Annotated in this window: 19 protein-coding genes and 4 pseudogenes; 7 read left to right on the top strand and 16 right to left on the bottom strand. The window is 66.5% G+C overall.

All coding sequences use genetic code 11. The features are described 5' to 3' along the window. Nucleotides 1-2 precede the first annotated feature (2 nt). The 4 genes from accB to tkt all read right to left on the bottom strand — a co-directional run bounded on the left by accB (nucleotide 3) and on the right by tkt (nucleotide 4,539). Nucleotides 3-518, bottom strand: coding sequence for an acetyl-CoA carboxylase biotin carboxyl carrier protein (gene accB, locus PE067_RS04705; protein ID WP_276188051.1), 516 nt, complete (start codon nucleotides 516-518; stop codon nucleotides 3-5). 99 nt (nucleotides 519-617) lie between these two features. Then, complete coding sequence (locus PE067_RS04700; protein ID WP_276188050.1) at nucleotides 618-1,514, bottom strand: lysophospholipid acyltransferase family protein; 897 nt, start codon at nucleotides 1,512-1,514, stop codon at nucleotides 618-620. Continuing rightward, nucleotides 1,511-2,398 carry a DMT family transporter gene (locus tag PE067_RS04695; protein WP_276188049.1) on the bottom strand — a complete coding sequence of 296 codons (888 nt, stop codon included), beginning with the start codon at nucleotides 2,396-2,398 and terminating at the stop codon, nucleotides 1,511-1,513. The genes PE067_RS04700 and PE067_RS04695 overlap by 4 nt, the downstream gene beginning before the upstream one ends. Before the next feature lie 113 nt (nucleotides 2,399-2,511). Beyond that, nucleotides 2,512-4,539, bottom strand: a complete 2,028-nt coding sequence (tkt, locus tag PE067_RS04690) for a transketolase (RefSeq protein ID WP_276188048.1) — start codon at nucleotides 4,537-4,539, stop codon at nucleotides 2,512-2,514. A gap of 107 nt (nucleotides 4,540-4,646) precedes the next feature. Between tkt and PE067_RS04685 the strand changes: the two genes are divergently transcribed. Then, the gene (locus PE067_RS04685; protein WP_276188047.1) at nucleotides 4,647-6,614 is read left to right on the top strand and encodes a hypothetical protein; all 1,968 of its coding nucleotides are present in this window, start codon (nucleotides 4,647-4,649) and stop codon (nucleotides 6,612-6,614) included. Between the two features lie 168 nt (nucleotides 6,615-6,782). Here PE067_RS04685 and PE067_RS04680 read toward each other — a convergent pair. The 4 genes and pseudogenes from PE067_RS04680 to PE067_RS04665 form a co-directional block, all read right to left on the bottom strand. After that, nucleotides 6,783-7,744: pseudogene (locus PE067_RS04680) on the bottom strand (tyrosine recombinase). Nucleotides 7,745-7,761: 17 nt separating this feature from the next. Beyond that, on the bottom strand, nucleotides 7,762-9,033 hold the full coding sequence (locus PE067_RS04675) for a hypothetical protein (protein WP_276188046.1): 1,272 nt from the start codon (nucleotides 9,031-9,033) through the stop codon (nucleotides 7,762-7,764). Continuing rightward, entirely contained in the window at nucleotides 9,030-9,419 is a 390-nt protein-coding gene (locus PE067_RS04670; RefSeq protein WP_276188045.1) for a hypothetical protein, read from the bottom strand. Before PE067_RS04670 ends, PE067_RS04675 begins: the two co-directional genes overlap by 4 nt. After that, nucleotides 9,412-9,651, bottom strand: coding sequence for a hypothetical protein (locus PE067_RS04665; protein ID WP_276188044.1), 240 nt, complete (start codon nucleotides 9,649-9,651; stop codon nucleotides 9,412-9,414). The genes PE067_RS04670 and PE067_RS04665 overlap by 8 nt, the downstream gene beginning before the upstream one ends. A 135-nt stretch (nucleotides 9,652-9,786) precedes the next feature. Between PE067_RS04665 and PE067_RS04660 the strand changes: the two genes are divergently transcribed. Together PE067_RS04660 and aroB are read left to right on the top strand one after the other, a co-directional pair. After that, nucleotides 9,787-10,323 (top strand): shikimate kinase, encoded by a 537-nt coding sequence (locus PE067_RS04660; RefSeq protein ID WP_276188043.1) that lies wholly within the window; start codon nucleotides 9,787-9,789, stop codon nucleotides 10,321-10,323. Further along, nucleotides 10,320-11,445: pseudogene (gene aroB / locus PE067_RS04655) on the top strand (3-dehydroquinate synthase). Before PE067_RS04660 ends, aroB begins: the two are co-directional and overlap by 4 nt. Before the next feature lie 56 nt (nucleotides 11,446-11,501). Here aroB and PE067_RS04650 read toward each other — a convergent pair. Genes PE067_RS04650 through PE067_RS04615 form a run of 8 tightly spaced genes read right to left on the bottom strand, consistent with a single transcriptional unit; the run spans nucleotide 11,502 to nucleotide 17,714 of the window. Continuing rightward, the gene (locus PE067_RS04650; RefSeq protein ID WP_276188042.1) at nucleotides 11,502-11,717 is read right to left on the bottom strand and encodes a hypothetical protein; all 216 of its coding nucleotides are present in this window, start codon (nucleotides 11,715-11,717) and stop codon (nucleotides 11,502-11,504) included. A gap of 12 nt (nucleotides 11,718-11,729) precedes the next feature. After that, complete coding sequence (locus PE067_RS04645; protein ID WP_276188041.1) at nucleotides 11,730-11,966, bottom strand: cation:proton antiporter; 237 nt, start codon at nucleotides 11,964-11,966, stop codon at nucleotides 11,730-11,732. Beyond that, complete coding sequence (locus PE067_RS04640) at nucleotides 11,963-12,244, bottom strand: K+/H+ antiporter subunit F (protein WP_276188040.1); 282 nt, start codon at nucleotides 12,242-12,244, stop codon at nucleotides 11,963-11,965. The genes PE067_RS04645 and PE067_RS04640 overlap by 4 nt, the downstream gene beginning before the upstream one ends. After that, nucleotides 12,241-12,729: a Na+/H+ antiporter subunit E gene (locus PE067_RS04635; RefSeq protein ID WP_276188039.1), complete on the bottom strand. Its 489-nt coding sequence runs from the start codon at nucleotides 12,727-12,729 to the stop codon at nucleotides 12,241-12,243. Before PE067_RS04635 ends, PE067_RS04640 begins: the two co-directional genes overlap by 4 nt. Beyond that, nucleotides 12,726-13,424 carry a hypothetical protein gene (locus PE067_RS04630; RefSeq protein ID WP_276188038.1) on the bottom strand — a complete coding sequence of 233 codons (699 nt, stop codon included), beginning with the start codon at nucleotides 13,422-13,424 and terminating at the stop codon, nucleotides 12,726-12,728. Before PE067_RS04630 ends, PE067_RS04635 begins: the two co-directional genes overlap by 4 nt. A gap of 14 nt (nucleotides 13,425-13,438) precedes the next feature. Continuing rightward, complete coding sequence (locus PE067_RS04625) at nucleotides 13,439-14,398, bottom strand: proton-conducting transporter membrane subunit (protein WP_276188037.1); 960 nt, start codon at nucleotides 14,396-14,398, stop codon at nucleotides 13,439-13,441. Then, complete coding sequence (locus PE067_RS04620) at nucleotides 14,395-14,739, bottom strand: Na+/H+ antiporter subunit C (protein WP_276188036.1); 345 nt, start codon at nucleotides 14,737-14,739, stop codon at nucleotides 14,395-14,397. Before PE067_RS04620 ends, PE067_RS04625 begins: the two co-directional genes overlap by 4 nt. Beyond that, complete coding sequence (locus PE067_RS04615) at nucleotides 14,739-17,714, bottom strand: monovalent cation/H+ antiporter subunit A (RefSeq protein ID WP_276188035.1); 2,976 nt, start codon at nucleotides 17,712-17,714, stop codon at nucleotides 14,739-14,741. The genes PE067_RS04620 and PE067_RS04615 overlap by 1 nt, the downstream gene beginning before the upstream one ends. A 259-nt stretch (nucleotides 17,715-17,973) precedes the next feature. Here PE067_RS04615 and cobU point away from each other — a divergent pair, with 259 nt between their 5' ends. From cobU to PE067_RS04595, 4 genes and pseudogenes are all read left to right on the top strand, one after another. Then, nucleotides 17,974-18,510 carry a bifunctional adenosylcobinamide kinase/adenosylcobinamide-phosphate guanylyltransferase gene (gene cobU / locus PE067_RS04610; RefSeq protein WP_276188034.1) on the top strand — a complete coding sequence of 179 codons (537 nt, stop codon included), beginning with the start codon at nucleotides 17,974-17,976 and terminating at the stop codon, nucleotides 18,508-18,510. Continuing rightward, nucleotides 18,497-19,462, top strand: a pseudogene (gene cobT, locus PE067_RS04605) (nicotinate-nucleotide--dimethylbenzimidazole phosphoribosyltransferase). Before cobU ends, cobT begins: the two are co-directional and overlap by 14 nt. Next, nucleotides 19,455-20,240, top strand: coding sequence for an adenosylcobinamide-GDP ribazoletransferase (cobS, locus tag PE067_RS04600; protein ID WP_276188033.1), 786 nt, complete (start codon nucleotides 19,455-19,457; stop codon nucleotides 20,238-20,240). The pseudogene cobT and the gene cobS overlap by 8 nt, the downstream one beginning before the upstream one ends. 119 nt (nucleotides 20,241-20,359) lie before the next feature. Continuing rightward, nucleotides 20,360-20,926 (top strand): annotated as a pseudogene (locus tag PE067_RS04595) (TRAP transporter small permease subunit); the annotation flags it as partial. Nucleotides 20,927-20,975: the final 49 nt, after the last annotated feature.

The raw sequence follows: 20,975 nt of genomic DNA, 5'->3' as shown, positions 1-20,975 counted from the left end.
CCTCACTCGACCACGACAAGCGGCGTGCCGAATTCCACCGGGGCGCCGTCGTCGACCAGAATGCGCTTGACCGTGCCCGCGCGCGGGGCGGGGATGTGGTTCATGGTCTTCATCGCCTCGACGATCAGCAGGGTGTCGCCCTCGGCGACCTTCTGGCCGATGCTGACAAAGGCCGCAGCGCCGGGTTCGGGGGCCAGATAGACCGTCCCGACCATGGGCGAGGTCACGGCGCCGGGCAGCGAGGCCGGATCGGCCGCCGGGGCGGCGGCGGGCGCGGCAACCGCCGGGGCGGCGGCAGCGGCCGGAGCAGAGGCGGCGGCGGCCACGGGCGCGTGAACCAGCACCTGCTTGGTTTCCTTGGACAGGGTGACGGTCAGCCGGTCGTTTTCGCCATATTCGCGTTTGACCGACAGTTCGGTCAGTTCGCTTTTGTTCAGCAGTTCGGCCAGCGACTGGATAAAAGCGACATCCCCGTCATGGTGACGGCTGCTGCTGTCTTTCTTTTGCTCGTTGCTCATTCGATCCTCTGCCATCTTCGTTCGGGCCGCTTTCTAGCCTGAGCGGCGGTTTGGCGCAGTTATAGCCGCCCAAGCGGTGCAAGGAAAACCACAAATGCCTTATTTCCGCTGTTTCCAGCGGCGATGGATCCAGAACCACTGGCCCATATGGGCGCGCACCAGCCGTTCAAGGTCGTCATTCAGAATCTGCATCATTTCAGCGGGTTCGGAATGGGGGACGGGATCGCCCACCTCGACCCGGAAGCTCAGCCCATCGGGTTGGCGGATGCCGCTGACCGGGATCAACAGGGCGTCATAACGGATGGCCAGTTCCGCCGGGGTCAGCACGGTTTGCGACGGCAGGCCGAAAAAGCGCAGCTCCGCCCCGTGGCGGTCGTATTGGTCGAAGCCAAGCGCCAGCCAGCCGCCGCCCTTCAGAAAGCGCAGCATCGCGGCCAGTCCCGACCGCCCGCGCGGAAAGATCGGTTCGGCGATGGCGCGGATGGCGGGGATGTAATGCTGGTTGAAAGCCTCGTTGTTCATCGGGCGGTAAAGCGCGCCGACCGGCCAGCCCTGCGCGCTCAGGGCGGTGCGCATGGCGTCGTAATTGCCGAAATGGGCGCAGGCGATGATGACCGGGCGGCCTGTGGCGGCGGCCTCGTGCAGGGCGGGCAGGCCGGGACCATAGAGCGGGTCGGACGCGCGGATGCGGTCGGTGAATTCCGCCCCGGAATAGATTTCCGCCAGCGAACGCCCGGCGTTTTCGGGGACGGCGCGTTCCAGCCTGCGCAGTTCGGCGGCGGGCAGGTCGGGGCAGGCAAGCGCCAGATTGCTGCGGATGCGTTTGCGCCAGCCCGCCACGGGGCCCAGCACATGGGCAAAGAACCAGCCCATCGCCGCGATCCGGCGCGGATAGGGCAGGGCTTTCGCGACCCGCATCACGGCCAGAAAGGCCGCATTTCCAAGGCGGTCGCGCAGCGGCGCAGGTTCGGGCTTGTCGCTGTGGTCCTGAGTCATGCCCGAGTTTTGGAGGCCATTGCTTCGCGTGTCCAGACATAGATGCCTGCCGCGACGATCACGATGGCGCCGATCACGGTCGTCCGGTCGGGCAATTCGCCCCAGAACAGCCAGCCCCACAACCCGGCCCAGATCAGCCCGGTATAGCCAAAGGGCGCGATGGCGCCGGCCTCGGCCATGGTGAAGGCGCGAATCAGCAGGAATTGCGCGGCGAAACCGAACAGGCCGATGATCGCGAAGGCCCAAAGATCGCCGGGCGCGATGGGCGTCCAGTGAAAGGGCACCAGCAGCGTGGTCAGGGCCGTGCCGATCAGCACCGTCCACAGGACTGATGTCATGGTCGAATCCACCCGCGCCATCCGCGTCAGGATCGCGCCGCCCGCATAGGTAAAGGCGCCGATCAGGGGCAGCAGGGCGGCGGGCTGGAACACGCCCGCGCCGGGGCGGATGATGATCAGCGCGCCGATCAGCGCGACGGTGATCCCCAGAATGCGGCGCAGCCCGATGCGTTCGCCCAGAAACAGCGCCGCGCCAAGCGTGATCAGCACGGGGTTCGCGTCCATGATCGCGGTCGCCTCGGCCAGACCGACATGGCCAAGCGAGGTAAAGAACAGCCCGATCGAGGCAAGCTGGCACAGCGCCCTTGCGGCCTGCATCATCGGGCGCCGGCTTTTCAGCGTGCTGCGCAACCGGGGCGCGACCAGCACCAGAACGATGATGAAATTGGTGATGTAGCGCGCCCAGACAATCTGTGCCGGGTGATAGCGCGGCGCCAGATATTTCGCCGTCGCATCCATCAGCGTAAAGGACAGGATCGCCAGCAACAGCAGGACGATGCCAAGCTGCTGCGTTCGATGGTCGGGTCCGGCGTGATCGGTGGTCATGGCGACAGGTTGCCTTTGCGCATTGCCGCCGGAACGCATCTGCCTTCAGCGGAACGCCGGGCCAATCGCTGGCCCGGCGTCGTGATTTCGGAAATGACCCGTTGCCCGCTGGATCAGTCCAGCAGGTCCTTGGCCAACGCCACGGCCGCCTCGGCGGTGATGCCGAATTCCTTGTAGAGCGTCGGTGCGGGCGCCGAGGCGCCAAAGCCGGTCATGCCGATGAAACCGGCCTTTTTCTCCTTGCCGCGTTCGCCCATCAGCAGCCAGTCCCAGGGCTGGCGGACGCCGGCCTCGATGGCGATGCGGACCGGACCCTTGGGCAGGACCTGCTTGCGATAGCTTTCCGGCTGGTCGCGGAACAGCTCCATTGACGGAACCGAGACGACGCGGGTCGGGATGCCCTTGGCTTCCAGCGCGTCGCGGGCGGCGGTGGCGATTTCGACCTCGGAACCCGTGGCCATCAGGATCACCTTGGCATCACCCGATGCCTCGCGCAGCACATAGGCGCCGCGTGCGGTCAGGTTTTCCGCGCTGTCGTCGGTGCGCAGCGTCGGCAGGTTCTGACGCGACAGGGCCAGGATCGAGGGCGTCGATTCGGTCGACAGCGCCAGTTCCCACGCCTCGGCGGTTTCAATGATGTCGCAGGGACGGAAGGTCCAGGTGTTCGGCGTCGCCCGCAGCAGGGCCAGATGCTCGACCGGCTGGTGGGTCGGGCCGTCTTCGCCCAGGCCGATGCTGTCATGGGTCATGACATAGACGACCGGCAGGCCCATCAGCGCCGACAGACGCATCGCGCCGCGCGCATAATCGGTAAAGGTCATGAAGGTCCCGCCATAGGGGCGAAAGCCGCCATGCAGCCAGATCCCGTTCATCGCTGCCGCCATGCCATGTTCGCGGATGCCGTAATGGATGTAGCGGCCCTTGCGGTTGTCGGGGCTGAAGATGCCCAGATCCGGGGTGCGGGTGTTGTTGGAACCCGTCAGGTCGGCCGAACCGCCAAGCGTTTCGGGCAGTTCCGCGTTCACCACCTCCAGCACCATTTCGCTGGCCTTGCGGGTCGCGACCTTGGGGGCGGCGGCGCTGGAGCGGGTTTTCAGCGCGGCAATCGCGGGGGCAAGGCGCGGATTGGTGCCGCCGGAAATCCGGCTGGCGAATTCATCGCGCGCGGGGCCGTCCAGCGCATCGACGCGGGCCTGCCATTCGGTGCGGGCCGCTGCGCCGCGCGCACCGATGGCACGCCATTCGGCCAGCAGATCGTCGGGGATGACGAAGGCGTCATGTTCCCAGCCCAGAGCCGCGCGCGCGGCCTTGATCTCCTCGGCGCCAAGGGGCGAGCCGTGGACGCCCGAGCTGTCCTGTTTCTTTGGCGCGCCGAAACCGATGATCGTCTTGCAATCGACCAGCACAGGGCGGTCGTCCTTGCCCGATGCCGCATCGCTCAGCGCGCGGTCGATATCGGCGGCGTCATGGCCGTCGCAGGACAGCACCCGCCAGCCCGAGGCGGCAAAGCGTTCACGCTGGTTCGTCGAATCCGACAGCGACACCCGGCCGTCGATGGTGATGTCGTTGTTGTCCCACAGCACGATCAGGTTTTTCAGCTTTTGATGGCCGGCCAGTGCAATCGCTTCCTGGCTGATGCCTTCCATCAGGCAGCCGTCACCGGCGATGACCCAGGTCTTGTGGGCGCAAAGTCCGGCGCCGAAGCGCGCGCGCATCGCCTCTTCGGCGATAGCGAAACCGACGGCGGTGGCGATGCCCTGACCAAGCGGGCCGGTCGTGGTTTCCACGCCCTCGGCATGGCCATATTCGGGGTGACCCGCCGTAATCGCGCCCCATTGGCGGAAATTGCGGATCTGATCCAGCGTCATCTGTTCGTAGCCGGTCAGATACAGCAGCGAATAGATCAGCGCCGAACCATGGCCCGCCGACAGCACGAATCGGTCGCGGTCGAACCAATGCGGCGCCGAGGCGTCGAATTTCAGGTGATTGCGGAAAAGAACGGTGGCCACGTCGGCCATGCCCATCGGCATGCCGGGGTGGCCGGAATTCGCGGCCTCGACCGCGTCCATCGAAAGGGCGCGAATTGCGGCGGCGAGTTGCCAATGTTGCGGATCGGCCTTGCGGCGCGCGGCGATGTCCATGATCATGTCCCCGGCTGTTGAAGCGGCTGACACTGCATTATGCAGCGCGCTGCAAGGTTGCAACCCATCACGCCATGACGTTCAGGTTTCACAAGGTTTCTCGATCAATGGGTCAAGACTTTCCAATCGTCGGTTTTCGTCAGGACCGGCTTGGCGCCCGGCTGATCTGTCTGCTGGACATCATCCGCCTGTCGCGGCGCTTTGATGTGCCCGCGCGCTGCCTGTGGCTGTCGCAGCCCGATGGTCCCTACCCGGAACTGACCGATCCATCGGCCTTTTTCATGCCGGAACTGGTGCGCGATTATATTCAGGTCATCCGCGATCACCCCGATGTCGTCGGGCGCCGGGCGCTGTCTTCGGTGGCGCAGGTCAACACGACCGAACATTTCGCCAATGCCCTGAACCGGGGCGAGATCTTTCTCAGCGGCACGATGATCGAGGCGACGCGCTTTGCCGATGAAACCCCCGAAGAGGTCAGCGCCGCCCTGCATGACATCGTCGCCAACCTGCCACTGGCGCCACGGCTGCGCGCGGCCCTGGACCGTGCGAAGGATGCCATCGAAAAGCTCGGGCGCAGGGATGCGGCGGCGATCCATGTCCGGCGCGGCGATATTCTGGACGGCGTGCCGTGGTCCTATCGGTCGTGGCAGGCGAAATATGTGCCGGACGAATTCTTTCGCCATTTCGTGGCGCAGCATGACGGCCCGGTGCTGGCCTTTTCCGACACTCCCGCCGCCGTCACCCATCTGGCCCGGGGCGACCCGCGCATCCTGCCCGTCGATCGGCTGCTGGCCGATCAGGGGCTGACGCTGCCCGAACGCGACGCCTTGGAATTGCTGCTGATGTCGCGCTGCACCGTGATCGCTGCCCCGGTTTCCAGCGCGTTTTCGACGGCGGCGGCCATGATCGGGCGGGCGCGCGTCATGCCCCTGCCCGGGGGGCTTGGCGCCGATACGCGGGTGAGGGCCTATCAGGAACTGCTGGACCGGGTGATGTCCGCCCCGGACAGCTTTTACGCGCCCGGCGATCTGGCCCAATCCATGGTTTTCGCCACCCAGCATGCGATCAGCAGCGGTCGCGCCCCGGAACTGCTGGACCGCTTTCGTCCTGCGGCCGGTTTTCTCGACCGCTTTCCCTTTGTGCAATACTGGCTGGGGATGGCGGCCTTTTCGGCGGGCAAGCGCGCGCAGGCCTGCAAGCTGGCGCAAAAGGCCCTCGACAATCCAAAGCTGCGCAATACGGAGCGCCAATCCGCGCTGCAACTGATGGAAATGGCGCGGCTTTCCAGAGCCGGCAGCCGCGATGACGCGGCCCTGCCCAAAGATGACGCGACCTTTCTGACCGTTGCCTTTACCGCCAACGGCGGGCCCCTGATGCCGCTCTTGTCCTATAAGGTCCTGTCCAGAGACGGCCCGGCATCGCGGGCGCTGATGTTCCCAACGGCTTTGGTCGATCTGCTGGCGACGGCCCCCGATCCGGGGGTGTCCACCTCCATGGTGGATCAGCGCGACAAGGATGCCCGCGCGCTGCCGGTCTGGACCTTCCTGTCCGACTGGTCCGAGCTTCTGGACAGCAACAACCTGCGCGACAGCCTGCCGCGCACCCCTCCGGTCTGGCAAAAGACCGCGATCGGGGCCGATCTTCTGGCCGATTACGAACGCCGCCTAGCCGATGGCGAAAAGCCCGGGGCGCTGGATGATCGGAGCTTTCAAATCCTGGGCTTTTGTGCGTCGAAACTGGGACTGCATGGCAAGCTGCGCCGGGCCTTTCAACTGCTGCACTGGCTGGAAGGGCTGCGCCCCGACGATCCGCTGACCCGCAAGCGGCTGGCCGATTGCTGTTATCGCGCCAGCAATGCAAAGGCGGGGGCGCGCTGGCTGGATGCGGCGCTGGAACTGGCGCCCGACAATGCGCTGCTGCATCTGTCGGCGGTGCGCCGCGCGATTGCGGTTGGCGATTTCCGGCGGGCGCGGGCGCATTTCGGGACGGCCAAGTCCTGCTGGTCGGGGCTGGATCTGCTCAAAAACACCCACCGCGACCTGCGCCGTGCCATACGGGCGCGGGACAGTGCCTGATCCCGCGCGCGTCGATGCGATGCGGGTGGCGGCTGTAGCCATGTGCGGCAATTCGCACAGGGACTGTGTTCCGATGTCCTGATCGTCAATATTCTGGGGGCTGTTTCGCGCCTGATCCCGCGATGGTATGCGTGGCGCTGTCGCCTGCAGGGAACCGGGGTCGCGCCCTCAACCCTCGCTGTCCGTTTCGGGGGCTGCGGATTGGGCCAGCGGATGGTGGTTCAGCACCAGATCGCGCATCCGCGCATCCAGAACATGGGTATAGATTTCCGTCGTGCCCAGATCGGCATGGCCCAGCAGGGTCTGGATCGCGCGCAGATCGGCCCCGCCTTCCAGCAGATGGGTCGCAAGGCGTGGCGGATGACATGCGGGGACACGCGGGCAGGGTCGATCCCGGCCGCCGCCGCGATCTGGCCGGTCAGCCCGTGAAAGGCCCGGCGGGTCATATGCCCTTCGGCGCTGGCGGCGGGGAACAGCCATTTCGCACCCTTGCCCGCCACCAGCCGCGCCAGCGCGCTGTCCGCCGGGGCGTTGTCGCGCCATTTCAGCCAGGCGGTCAGCGCCAGCCGGGCAGGAGCGCTCAGCGGGACCATGCGTTCCTTGCCGCCCTTGCCCCGGATCAGCAGCAGTTCGGGGTCGCCGCGACAGGCCGTGACCGGCAGCGAGACCAGTTCGCTGACCCGCATCCCGGTCGCATACAGGATTTCGAACAGGGCCAGATTGCGGCTGCGTTCAACCTCGCCCTGGCCCAGATGCGGAATGGCGTCCAGCATGGCCTGAACCTCGGCACGATCCAGCGTGCGGGGCAGGCGTTGCGCGCGGCCCGGACCGCTGATTCGGACGGCGGGGTCATCCTCGCGCCACGCCTCTTGCTGGGCAAAGCGCACGATCTGGCGGATCGCCGACAGCCGGCGGGCGCGGGTGGCGCGCGACAGGCCCTGAGCGTCGCAGAACAGCAGATAATCCTCGACCCCCTCGCGCGTGATCGAGGTCAGGTCCTGATCCTTGCCCATCCATTCGACGAAATCACGCAGATCGCGGCCATAGGCCAGAAGCGTGTTGCGCGCCGCCCTCGATCTGGCCGCCTGCGCGTCCAGAAAGGCGGAAATGCGGCGCAGATCCGCCGCCATTCCGGCGCGCGCTGCCATCAGCGCAGGCCCGAAACGCGCGGCGCCAGCATCAGTTCGACCGCCGCCTGACGCGCGATCTCGCCCTGACCAAGCGCGCGCAGCGTGCGCAACCCGCCGGCGGCGCGGACCAGATTGCCCTCCAGCCCGGAATCGACATCGGCAATCGCGGCCAAAAGCGCCTCTCCGCGCCGGTTTTCGTCGATCATCCGGGCGGCGGATTCGGGCAGGTTGGCCCTGGCATCGCCGATGAAGGCCGGGGCCAGGAATGGCCGCCGGGCTGGCGGGATCGGCGGGGGGCAGCGGCGGTTTCGGGTCGCCCGAGGCGAAAGACACCAGCCAGCGGTCGAAGTCGTGGCGTCTTCGGGCAGGATCTCGATCGTCTGGACCTGATGGGCGGCCAGCGCCAGGCACATGGCGATCACGCCCGCCTCGCCCGGCAGTTCCAGCATGGCGGTTCCGGCACCGACCATATCGGCCAGCGCATTGCCCAGACCGGCCTCGTTCATCACGCGATAGGCGGGGGGCAGGGCTTCGGCAACGGCGGCACGATCACGCGTGCCAAGCGCCGCGATCAGCGTCTGAACCGCCGCCGCCCGGTCCCAGACCCCGCCCGAGGCGGCGGGTTTCTGGGCGACATAGATGTCGCGCAGTTGCGAGGCCGGTATGGCCGCCGCCCGCGCCAGCCGCTCGGCCGCGTCAAGCTGCGCCTTCCAGCCGCCGCGATTGTCCAGATCGGACAGCGCAAAGGCCAGCGGCAGATTGTTGGCGGGCAGGGGCTGGCCAATCGCTTCGTGCAGGCGAAAGGTCAGCGGGGTGACGGTGGTGGGGGGGGGCAGCATTTCCGAACTGTCGACATAGGCATCGTCCAGGAAATGCGTCATCAGCATCGCGGTTTCCGCGTCAAGCTGGCCAAGGGTTTCCGCGCCGGCATGGACCAGCGCGGCCGCCGCCCAATCGCCGCCAAGCGCCAGGCAAAAGATCCGGGCCGCGAAACTGGGCGCAATGCCGGGGGTCTTGTCCATGATCTCGCAGGCGCGGGCCTCGTCGCCGGACAGCAGGGCGATATCGAACAGCCGGCGGAACCGCTGCGGGTCACCGGGGCCCGCCGCCTGCAGCAGATCCTGCGCGGCGCGGGTCGCGCCCATGTCCAGCAGCTTGTCGACGCGGGCCAGAAACAGCGTGCCCTCGCTCCCTTTTTCGATGATGCGGGGGGCGTCAAGCCGGGCGGCCAGCACGCGGCGCAACAGGCGGCGCAAGGCGGGAAGCTGGGGGTTCTGGCGCTGGATCATCCGCGCCAGCAGGGTCGCATCGCTGTCGCCCCACAGATCGGCGGGCAGGCCCGCGGTGCGGGCGAAACCGTGCCCGTCGCGTCGGAATTGGCCTGACCCAGCCTGCGCACGCCGACGGGTTCGACCGATCCGGTCCGGGCCAGATCCGAAGGTTTGCGCGCCGCGTTGCGCGGTCCCGCATCGCCGGGGCGCCAGCCCGATTGGCTGGGCGGTTCCTGAACGCTGCCCGACAGCCAGTCGCTGGCCGACAGCGGCGGCCGCGCCTCTGCCCCGACGGCCAGCGCGATCAGGGCCAGCGTCGCCAGCACGGACGTCACGACAGGCCGAAAGACGACAGGCCGAAAGACGGCGGGTCGAAGTTCGGGGGCGGGGCGGGGGTCAGTCAAGACTGCCTTCTTCCGCAGGCGCCTGTTGCGCGGGTGCCGGATCGCTGGCCGGCTGCGGTTCGGCGGCTGTCGGCGCTGCCGCAGGCGCGGCACCCTGCGCGGCATTCAGATCCAGCTGGACCGGCACACGCATTTCCGCCGGAGCCGAGCGCATATCGCCCAGATAGGCATATCCGGCCAGTCCGGCCAGCGCCAGAACCACCAGAACAATGATCACCCGAAGAAGCTGCATGCCAGGTCCTTTGCCTCAGAAATCCGTATTGCCGAACGCGGTCTTACGCCGCTCAAGTGGAAATATATATGGCATTCCGCGAAAGATCACGCCATTCAGGCACAGCTTTTCGCGAAATGCCTGAAGGAAAGATGAATGCGTCGCAAGATTGTGCTGATCGGGATGATGGGCGCGGGCAAGACCGCCATCGGCACCGACCTGTCGCGCAAGCTGCTGGTGCCCTTTGTCGACACCGACGCGGAAATCGAACGCGCCGCCGCCATGACCATCACCGAAATCTTTGCCCGTGACGGCGAGGATTTCTTTCGCGCCCGCGAATCAGAGGTGCTGGCCCGCGTCCTGACCGGGGAACCCTGCGTTGTCTCGACCGGGGGCGGGGCATGGTTGCGGGCGGAAAATCGTGACCGCATCGCGGCGCATGGCGTGTCCGTCTGGCTGAACCCCGATCTGGAGACGCTGTGGCACCGGGTCAGGATGCGCCCGACGCGGCCCTTGCTGCAGACCCCCGACCCGCGCGGCACGCTGGAGCGGTTGCTGGCCGAGCGACTGCCCGTCTACCGGCTGGCCGATATCACCGTCGCCGTGCGCCGCGCCGATCTGGTCGAACAGACGACCGAGCGCGTGCTGCGCGCCATCCGCGAAACCCGCCCCGACATTCTGGAGCCGACATGACCGACACCGCCCTTTCGCCGACCGAGACCGTTCATGTCGATCTGGGCGACCGCGCCTATGACGTCCAGATCGGGCGCGGGCTGATCGATCAGGCGGGCGCGCGCATCACGGCGCTGTTCGGCCGGCGGCGCATGGCGATCGTCACCGACGACACCGTGGCCGGGCTGCATCTGGCCCGGCTGCAGGCGGCGCTGGCGCAGGCGGGCATTCAGGCCGAGGCGCTGGTCCTGCCCGCCGGAGAGGCGACGAAATCATGGGACAGGCTGGGCCAGACCGTCGAATGGCTGCTCGCGCAGCGGATCGAGCGCAAGGACCTGGTCATCGCCTTTGGCGGCGGCGTGATCGGCGATCTGGTCGGTTTCGCGGCGGCGATCCTGCGGCGCGGCGTGCGTTTCGTGCAGATCCCGACGACGCTTCTGGCGCAGGTCGACAGTTCGGTGGGCGGCAAGACCGGCATCAACAGCCCGCAGGGCAAGAACCTGATCGGCGCCTTTCACCAGCCCGCGCTGGTCCTGGCCGATATCGACGTGCTGGACACGCTGACCCCGCGCGATTTCCGCGCAGGCTATGGCGAGGTCGCGAAATACGGTCTGCTGGGCGATGACCGGTTCTTTGAATGGCTGGAGGGGAACGCCGCTGGACTGGCATCCGACCCGGCGCGGCGGGCGCAGGCGGTGCGCCATTCGGTCGCGATGAAGGCGGGGATCGTTCAGCGCGACGAAACCGAACAGGGCGAACGCGCGCTGCTCAATCTTGGCCATACATTCGGGCATGTGCTGGAATCGGCCACGGGCTATTCCGACCGGCTGCTGCATGGCGAAGGGGTGGCGATCGGCTGCACCCGGCCTTTGACCTCTTCTGCCCGCATGGGCCTGTGCAGCCGTGGAGACCCTCGCGGGTCGAGGCGCATCTCGCGCCATGGGCCTGCCGACGCGCATCGCCGACATTCCCGGCGACCTGCCCGACGATCAGGCGCTGATCGCCCTGATGGCGCAGGATAAAAAGGTGCTGGACGGCAAGCTGCGTTTCATTCTGGCGCGCGGGATCGGCTGGGCCTTTGTCACCGACGGGGTCGATATGGCGGATGTCGAACAGGTGCTGGCCCAGTCCCGCCGGGCCTGACTCGCGCCGGCCAATGGAAAAGCCGCGCAATCCGCGCGGCTTTTTCATGCCGCGGATCAGGGATCACGCCTCGCGCGGCCCTTGCCGGGTTCGTAATCGCCCTGCGTATCGGCGACCGGATCGGCCACCGGCTCGGGTTCGATGTCCTTGGTGTCGCCCTTTTCGGCATGGGGATCCAGCGCGTTCTTGTCGATGATCAGCTCGCGGTCGCGGTCGCGGCGCAGCGCGGCGCGGCCCAACAGCATCAGCGTCACCGGCGCCGTTGCCATCATGAAGACGGCCGATCACCAGCTCCATGCAGCACGGGGGCGGCTGTTGAGCAGCGAAAACATCAGCATCGAGGCCAGCATGATCGCACAGGTGCCCCAGCTTGTGCCAAGCGTGGGCGCATGCAGCCTTTCGTAAAAGCTGCGGAACCGGCACAGCCCGATATTGCCCAAGAGGGTCAGGGTCGATCCCAGGATCAGAAAAAAGGCGATGATGATGGCGGCCCAGGGGGGCAGGCTTTCCAGATGGTTCATTCGATCACCTCGCCGCGCATCAGGAATTTTGCCAGCGACAGGGTGGCGACAAAGCCGACCACGGCGATGACGGCGGCCGCCTCGAAGAAAAACAGGTTGCCGTTGCCGATGCCGATGACCAGAAACAAGAGCATCGCATCGACATAAAGCGTGTCCAGCGCCAGCACGCGATCCTGCGCGCGCGGCCCCTGCAACATCCGCCAGGATGCCAGCGCAAAGGCTACGATCATGCAAAGCTGCGCGTAGTTCAGGGCGAATTCCAACAGCCTCACGCTCATTCGAAGATCTCCATCAGCAGCTTTTCGTAGCGGTTCTGGATCAGCTTTTGCCAGTCGTCTTCTTCCTTGAGGTCGAGGATGTGCAAAAGCAGGCGGCCGTCTTCGGGGTCGTGTTCGATCCAGGCGGTGCCGGGGGTCGCGGTGATGATGACGGCCAGCGCGGCCGGGCCGTTGCGGTCGCGCAGCTTCAGTTGCAACTGGATGAAGCCGGGCGTGCGTTCCGGGCTGGCCGGGCCGCGCAGGATCACCATCGCGACGGCAAGGTTCGACATCATGATGTCATAGCCCACGATGAAGAACAGCTTGACCACGGCCAGCGGGCTGTACACGACGACGCGCTTGGGGCGCAGGCGGCTGACCACCCAGCTTGCCACCATCGAAATCGCGGCGCCCAAAATCAGGTTGCCAAGCGAAAACCGCGTCAGGATCAGCCACATGAAGATCAGGCCGACGAACAGGATCGGATGGGGGAAATAACGCCTCATCTTGCGACCCTTTCCACATTCTCGACGACCGGCGCGGCCAGCACCGCATCGCGATAGACCGAAGGCGTCAGCAGGGTCGATGCGGTTTCATGCGTATAGCGCAGCACTGGATCGGCCTTGACGGTCAGCAGCATGATCATCGTAAGGATCAGGACGACCGGACCGATTTCCAGCGCCAGCACCTTGGGGGCGGGGCCCTCCAGCGCCCAGAAACGGCGGATGCCGATGCGGACCATGGCGATCAGCACGGCAAAGCCCGAAAAGATCACGATGGCGACATAGGCCCACAGGATCCCCGGCATGACGCCGCTGACCGCGATGTTTTCACGGATCGCGCCCGACAGCATGGCGAATTTGCCGATGAAGCCCGGCATCGGCGGCAGGCCCGCCAGCATGACCGCGATCAGCGCAAAGCAGATCGCGGTGGTGGTCCAGGATGTCGTGCGTTCGCTGGCCGGGGCGATCTCATCCTCGACCGTGCCCATCATCGGCGCCCAACGGTCGCCCGCGACGGTATCGGCGCCCTTGGCCGTCGGCTCGTCGTCGACATGCTGGTCGGCATCATCGCGCGACACGATTTCGGCCAGCAGGAAGTAGGCGCCGATCGCGACGGTCGAGCCGATCAGGTAATACAGCGCCCCCGACAGCACCGGCGCACCGCCCCCGACCAGCGCAAAGCCGATGGCCGTCAGCACCGTCCCCGATGAGATCAGCGAGACATAGCCGCCCTTGGTCGGAATCCCGTCGCGCCCAGAATGCCGAACGTGCCATAGGCCATTGTCGCAAGCCCGCCAAGGATCAGCACCGGCGCGCCGAATCCCGCCGAAGCCCCGGCATCGACCCCGAAGGTCAGCACCATCAGCCGCAGGATCACATACAGCCCGACCTTGGTCATGATCGCGAATGTCGCCGCCGCCGGCGGAGAGGCCGCCGCATAGGTGCCCGGCAGCCAGAAGCACAAGGGCCAGGTCGCCGCCTTGATCAGGAAGGCCAGCCCCAGGAAACAGGCGGCGGCGTGGAACAGCGCGCGCTGCGGCCCCTCCAGCAGGGGCACGACGCGCGAGATATCGGCCATGTTCAGCGTGCCCGCCGTGCCGTAGACCAGCGCCGCGCCCAGCAGGAACAGCAGCGATGCGGCAAGGTTGATCGCGATGTAATGCATGCCGTGGCGGATCCGCTCGACCCCCGAACCGTGCAGCATCAGCCCGTAGGATGCGGCCAGCATCACCTCGAAGAACACGAACAGGTTGAACAGATCGCCCGTCAGGAAGGCGCCGTTGACGCCGGCCAGCAGGAACTGGAACAGGCTGTGGAAATGCTGGCCCTTGCCCTGCCAGCCCGCCGCCGCATAGATCAGCGCCGGAATCGCCAGCAGCGTGGTCAGCATGACCATCATCGCGGACAGCCGGTCCAGCACCAGAACGATGCCCACCGGCACCGGCCAGTTGCCCATCAGATAGGTGCCGACAAAGGTGCCGCCGTCGCCCTTGACCCGCGAGATCATTTCGATCGACACGACCAGCAGCGCCAGCAGCGCGGCCGTGCCAAGGCCCAGTTTCAATTGGCGGTAGCGGTCGTGGTAAAACAGCATCAGGGCACCCGCGACCAGCGGGATCAGCACCGGCGCGACAAGCAGATGGGTCGGGACGTAGATTTCTTCTGGCATCATTTGTCGCGTTCTTTCCCGTCCACATGATCCGTCCCGGTCACCCCGCGCGAGGCGATCATCACGACAAGGAACAGGGCGGTGGTGGCAAAGCTGATGACGATGGCGGTCAGCACCAGCGCCTGTGGCAGGGGGTCGGCATAGGCGTTCGGGTCGACGAAACCGCCCTTGGGCATGATCGGCGCGGCGCCGACATACAACCGGCCCATCGCAAAGATGAACAGGTTGACGCCATAAGCCAGCAGGCACAGCCCGATGATCAGCTGGAAGGTGCGCGGCCGCAGGATCAGCCAGACGCCCGAGCCGACCAGCACGCCGATCGCGATTGACAGGATCAGTTCCATCAGGCGGCTCCTCCGGTGGCGAGGGGGGCTGCCGGGCGCGGAATGTCCTGATGCGGGGCTTCCGGTTGCGGGGCTTCCTCGGTCGCTTCTTCCAGTTGGTCCAGCTCCTCGGTTTCGGCGGATCTGCGTTGACGCGGGCCAAGGCGCATCGACTGGTGGGCGATGGCGATCAACATCAGGACGATGGCGCCGACGACCAGCGAAAAGACGCCAAGGTCAAACAGCATCGCGGTGGAAAACGGCACCTGACCGATCAGCGGCAGATCCAGATAGCGGGCATGGGCCGACAGGAGGGGATAGCCAAAGATCCACGCCCCGGCACCCGTGGCCGAGGCCACCGCCAGACCCACCGCCATCCAGCGCACCGGCAGGACGGTCAGCCGCGCCTCGATCCAGCGGACATCGGCGGCCAGATATTGCAGCAGCAGGCCGATGGCCAGCGTCACGCCCGCGGCAAAGCCGCCGCCGGGCAGGTCGTGGCCGCGAAAGAACAGATAGGCCGCCAGCATGATGATCGGCGCGAACAGCCATTGCATGATGATCTGCGGCACATACAGGTAGTTATACAGCGTCGATCCTGTGGCATGGCGCTGCGGCGAGGGCTTTTCGGCGCTTTCCACCGCCGGGCGGAAACGGCGCAGCAGGGCAAAGACGGTCAGCGCGACGATGGCCAGAACCGTGATTTCGCCAAAGGTGTCAAAGGCGCGGAAATCGACCAGGATGACGTTGACGACATTGGTGCCGCCGCCTTCCGAATAGGAATGACGCAGGAACCAGTCCCCGACCGAGGCACCGGGCGGGGTCAGCATGATCGCCAGCGCAATCGCGGTGACGCCGCTGCCGCAGATCAGCGCGATCAGCAGGTCGCCCCGGCGCCGGAAACGCGCGCGCAGGCTTTGGTCGCGCGGAATGTCGGGGTCGCGCTTGGGCATCCAGCGCAGGCCCAGAAGCAACAGCACCGTGGTCACGATTTCGACCAGCAACTGCGTCACGGCAAGGTCGGGGGCCGACAGCCAGACAAAGGTCGCGCAGGTCACAAGCCCCGCGCCGCCCAGCAGGACAAGCGCGGCGAAACGGTGGTAATTGGCCTGCCATGCCGCGCCGATGGCGCAGATCGCGCCGACGATCCACAGCAGGGCAAAGACCGTTTCGGGCAGCGACAAGGTCGGCATCGGGATGTTCCATTCCAGCCGCGACAGCGCGAACCAGGTCGCGGCCAGCGTCAGCAGCACCATGGAACGCAGCTGCACCTGCAGGCCCGGCGCGGTGGTGACGCGCAGGATCTCGCGCGGGTAGCGCAGCATGACGGTGGACATGACCCAGTCATAGGCCGCGCGCCCGGACAGGTTGCGTAGCAGGGGCGGGCCTTCGGGCATCTTCTCGAACCGGCCATGACCGGCCAGATAGATCATGATGCCCGCGGCGAATGCGACGCCGCTCATGATCAGGGCGGCGTTGACGCCATGCCAGATTTTCAGGCTGTAATAGGGCAGATCCGGGCCAAGGATCGACATCATCGCGGTTTTCAGTTCCGGCCCGACCATCTGTTGCGGCAGGATGCCGACCGCCAGACAGATCACCACCAGAACGGCCACGGGTCCGCGCATCAGCGCGGGCGGCTCGTGCGGGGTATGGGGCAGGCCCTTGGGTTCCGGACCGAAAAAGACCGACACGATGAAGCGCAGCGAATAGGCGACGCTGAACACCCCGGCCAGCGTCGCGAGATAGGGCAGGGCATCGTCCAGCGGCGTGCCGTTGTTCCATTCATAGGCCGCCTGAAAGAACATCTCCTTGGACAGGAAACCGTTCAGCAGCGGCACCCCCGCCATCGCGGCCGAGGCGATGATCGCCAGCGTCGCCGTCACCGGCATATAGCGATACAGCCCCGACAGCTTGCGCATGTCGCGCGTGCCGGTTTCGTGGTCGATGATGCCCGCCGTCATGAACAGCGATGCCTTGAAGACCGCATGATTGACGATATGGAACACGGCGGCGACCATCGCCTCCTCGGAACCGATCCCGGCCAGTGCGGTGATCAGGCCCAGATGGCTGATCGTCGAATAGGCCAGCAACCCCTTCAGATCGTGCTGGAACAGGGCCGCGACCGCGCCGATCAGCATGGTCAGCATGCCGATCAGCGTGACGATCTGGAACCACGCCTGACTGTCGCCAAGCGCCGGTTCAAAGCGGACCAGCAGGAACACCCCGGCCTTTACCATCGTGGCGGAATGCAGATAGGCCGACACCGGCGTCGGCGCGGCCATGGCATTGGGCAACCAGTATTGGAACGGGAATTGCGCCGATTTGGTGAAGGCGCCCAGCAGGAACAGGATCAGGATCGGCATATACAGCGCGCTGCCCCGGATCTTGGCCCCGGCGGCCAGCACCGCATCCAGCTGATAGCTGCCGACGACCTGCCCCAGCAGGATCATCGCGACCAGCAGGCAGACCCCGCCCGCCGCCGTCGTGGCCAGCGCCATGCGCGCCCCGTCGCGGGCGTCCGAGCGGTTCTGCCAATAGCCGATCAGCAGAAAGGATGTCAGGCTGGTCAGTTCCCAGAACACGACAAGCTGGATGATGTTGCCCGACAGGATCACCCCGCTCATCGCGCCGGCAAAGGCCAGCAGGCAGCCATAGAAGCGCGCGAGCGGATCGTCGGGCGACATATAGTAACGCGCATATAGCACGACCAGAAAGCCGATGCCCGCGACCAGCACCATGAACAGCCAGGCAAAGCCGTCCAGCCGGAAGCTGAGGCCAAGGCCGATGGAATCCGCCCATCTGACCTGTGCGATGATCTTGCCGCCGTCCTGCACCTCGGGGTGCAGGGCCGCCAGAATGCCCAGCATGGCCACCATGGCCAGACCTGAGATCCATGCCTCGGAATTTCGGGAGTCACCCGGCAGGGTGGCCGCGATCCCCGCCGCAAGAAACGGCAGTATCACCAGCATGATCAACAGGTTCTGTGCGATCATCCGCGTCCTTCGTCGATTTTCGAGTTGTCCGATGGATAATAGACCGACGATCGCGGCGGGAACAACCGGCACACCCCCCCTTTTTCCGGTCAACAAAAGGAAATGTTATCGAAACAGTCCTTTTGTCGCAGGCCTGACCCATGACGGCAAAACCAGCCAGCCATTGTAGCGCGCCAATCGTGCCGGCGCGGAACAGATTGTGCCGCCCCGCCCGCCCGCGCCACTTCCATCGCGGGCGCGGCTGTGGAACAAGCGGGCCATGGTGACACAAAGCCGCATCATTCTGGTGACCGGAGGCGCGCGTTCCGGCAAATCCGCCCTGGCCGAGGGGATCGTCGCGCGCCTGCGTCCTGCGGGCGAAACCGCGATCTATATCGCCACCGCGCAGGCGCTGGACGGCGAAATGGCCCATCGCATCGACCTTCACCGCGCCCGGCGCGACACCGGTTGGCGCACCATCGAGGAACCGCGCGATCTGCCTGCCGCGCTGGACGCCAGCGACGGGCAGAGGGTGCGGCTGATCGACTGCCTGACGCTTTGGCTGGCCAATATGGGCGAGGGGGCCGATACGGCGGCGCTTTGCGCGGCCCTGCAACGGCAGCGCAGCCTGGTCGTGCTGGTGACGAATGAGCTGGGGCTGGGGATCGTGCCCGCCGACCGCGCGACGCGGCGGTTTCGCGACGAACATGGCTGGATGAATCAGGCCGTCGCCGCCATCGCGGACGAGGTCTGGATGGCGGTCAGCGGTCTGCCGCTGCGGCTGAAGCCGGAAAGGGCGACGGATGAAAACCTATGACAGCGCAGCGGCGCAGGCCGCCCGCGACCGGCAGGCGCAACTGACGAAACCGCCCGGATCGCTTGGCGTGCTGGAAACGCTGGCCGAATTCATGGCGGGCTGGCAGGGTCGCCCGGCCCCCCGCATCGACCGCGCGCAGGCGGTTGTCTTTGCCGGGAACCACGGTGTCTGTGGGCGCGGCATCAACCCCTTTCCGGTCGAGGTGACGGCGCTGATGGTGCGGAACTTCCGGCAGGGCGGGGCCGCGATCAGCCAGATCAGCCGCGTTGCCGGTGCCGGTCTGTCCGTCGTCGCGCTGGATCTGGACCGGCCGACCGGCGATTTCACCGCAGGCCCCGCGATGACCGGGCCAGAGGTTCAGGCCGCGATGCAGGCGGGCGCGGATGCCGTCGATCCGGCGGCCGATGTGCTGATCCTTGGCGAAATGGGCATCGGCAATTCGACCGCGTGGCCGCCGTGCAGGCGGCGGCGGCGGTCTTTGGCGGAACGGGCGCGGATTGGGTCGGCCCGGGCACCGGTGCATCTGGCCAGATGCTGGCGCTGAAGACCCGCGTCGTCGATGAGGGGCTGGCACGTCACGCCGCCGCGCGTTCGACGGCCGAAACGCTGGCCGCTTACGGCGGGCGCGAACAGGCGGCGATCTGCGGCGCGATCCCTGCGCGCGCGCGCATCGGGCATCCCGGTTCTGCTGGACGGCTTTATCTGCTGCGCCGCCGCCGCCGTCCTGACCCGCGACGACCCCGCCGCGCTGGACCATTGCCTTGCCGGTCACGTCAGCGCCGAGCCGGGCCACCGCAAGCTGCTGGAGGCGATGGGAAAACAGCCCATCCTTGCGCTGGACATGCGGCTTGGCGAAGGCAGCGGCGCGGCCGTCGCGCTGATGGTCCTGCGCGCCGCGCTGGAGTGTCACAACGGCATGGCGACCTTTGCCGAGGCGGGGATCGGTGGCTGATCCGCGCCGCCTGCTGGCTGCGCCGGTGCTGGCGCTGTGCTGGCTGACCCGCCTGCCGGTCGGGCGGTTCCTGCCCGATCCGGCGCCGCAACTGCAATCTGCGCTCTGGGCCTTTCCGCTGGCCGGGATGGTCGTCGGCGGGGCGGGGGCGCTGGTTCTGGGGCTGGCGCTGTGGCTGGGGCTGACCCTGCTGATCGCGGCCCTGCTGGCTGTGGCTGCGCAGATCTGGCTGACCGGGGGCTTGCACGAAGACGGGCTGGCCGATCTGGCCGATGGCATGGGCGGCGCGACCCGCGACAGGCGGCTGGAGATCATGCGGGATTCGCGGATCGGCAGCTATGGCGTGCTGGCGCTTGGCCTGACCAGCGCCCTGCGCGTCGCGGCGCTGGCCGCGCTGCCGCCTGTGTCCGCGATGATCGCGCTGGTCGCGCTTGGCGCCCTGTCGCGCGCCGGGATCGTCGCGGCGCTGCGCTGGCTGGAACCGGCGCGGGGTGACGGGCTTGGGCGCGGTGCGGGGCGGCCCCCGGCCGGGGTGGTCGCAGCGGCCATCTGCCTTGGCCTGATGCCGTTTTTCGCGGCGTCGGTTTGCCCCGTCGCATTCCCGCCCCTGGCCGGAATGATCGCCGTCCTTGGCTGTTTTTGCGGGCAGATCCTGATTGGAATCAAGGCAAAGCGGGCGCTTGGCGGGCAGACCGGCGATGTCCTGGGCGCGGTCCAGCAGATCGGAGAGGTGAGCGCGCTGGTCGCACTGGCCGCCATTCTTGTCGAAAAAGCCTAGATAGCCCCTGCAATCAGCCTTATGGACGATGAACACGCGCGCCAAGCGCCAGAAAATCACGCGCTGCGGCAGGGGATGATCGGCTTTGCGGCGGCGCCACGGCTGAAAGGAAGCAAGGGATGAACGGGCTGCTAACCCTGTCCAAGGGGATAGACCGCGTCAACAGCTTTATCGGAAGACATGCAAGCTGGCTGATCCTGCTGGCGGTTGTGCTCAGCGCGGGCAATGCGATCGTCCGCAAGGTCTTCAACACATCGTCGAATGCGATGCTGGAACTGCAATGGTATCTGTATGGCGCGGCCTTCATGGCGGCGGCCGCCTATACCCTGCTGCAAAACGAACATATCCGCATCGACATCCTGTATGGGCGCTGGTCGCGGCGCACGCAGAACTGGATCGACGTCTTTGGCGGCATCTTCATGCTGCTGCCCTTCACCGGGTTGATGATCTGGTTTCTGGTCCCCTGGGTCCAGCGTTCATGGCGCAGCGGAGAGGTGTCGATGAACTCGGGCGGGCTGATCCTCTGGCCGGCCAAGCTGATCCTGCTGGTCGGGTTCGTCCTGTTGTTCCTGCAGGGAATTTCCGAACTGATCAAGAAAATCGCCGTGCTGCGCGGCACGATCGAGGATGACGGGAAATTCCTGTCCCAACACGAGGCGGCAGAGCTGGAGGCGCAGGAAATGGCGCGCGGCATCGCCCGTTCCATTCTGGGCGAGGCGCCCGGCCGGAACGCCA

Origin of the sequence: Paracoccus sp. DMF-8 (assembly GCF_029309835.1) — a bacterium.
Taxonomy (GTDB): Bacteria; Pseudomonadota; Alphaproteobacteria; order Rhodobacterales; family Rhodobacteraceae; genus Paracoccus.
This window is presented reverse-complemented; position numbering and strand designations above follow the sequence as displayed.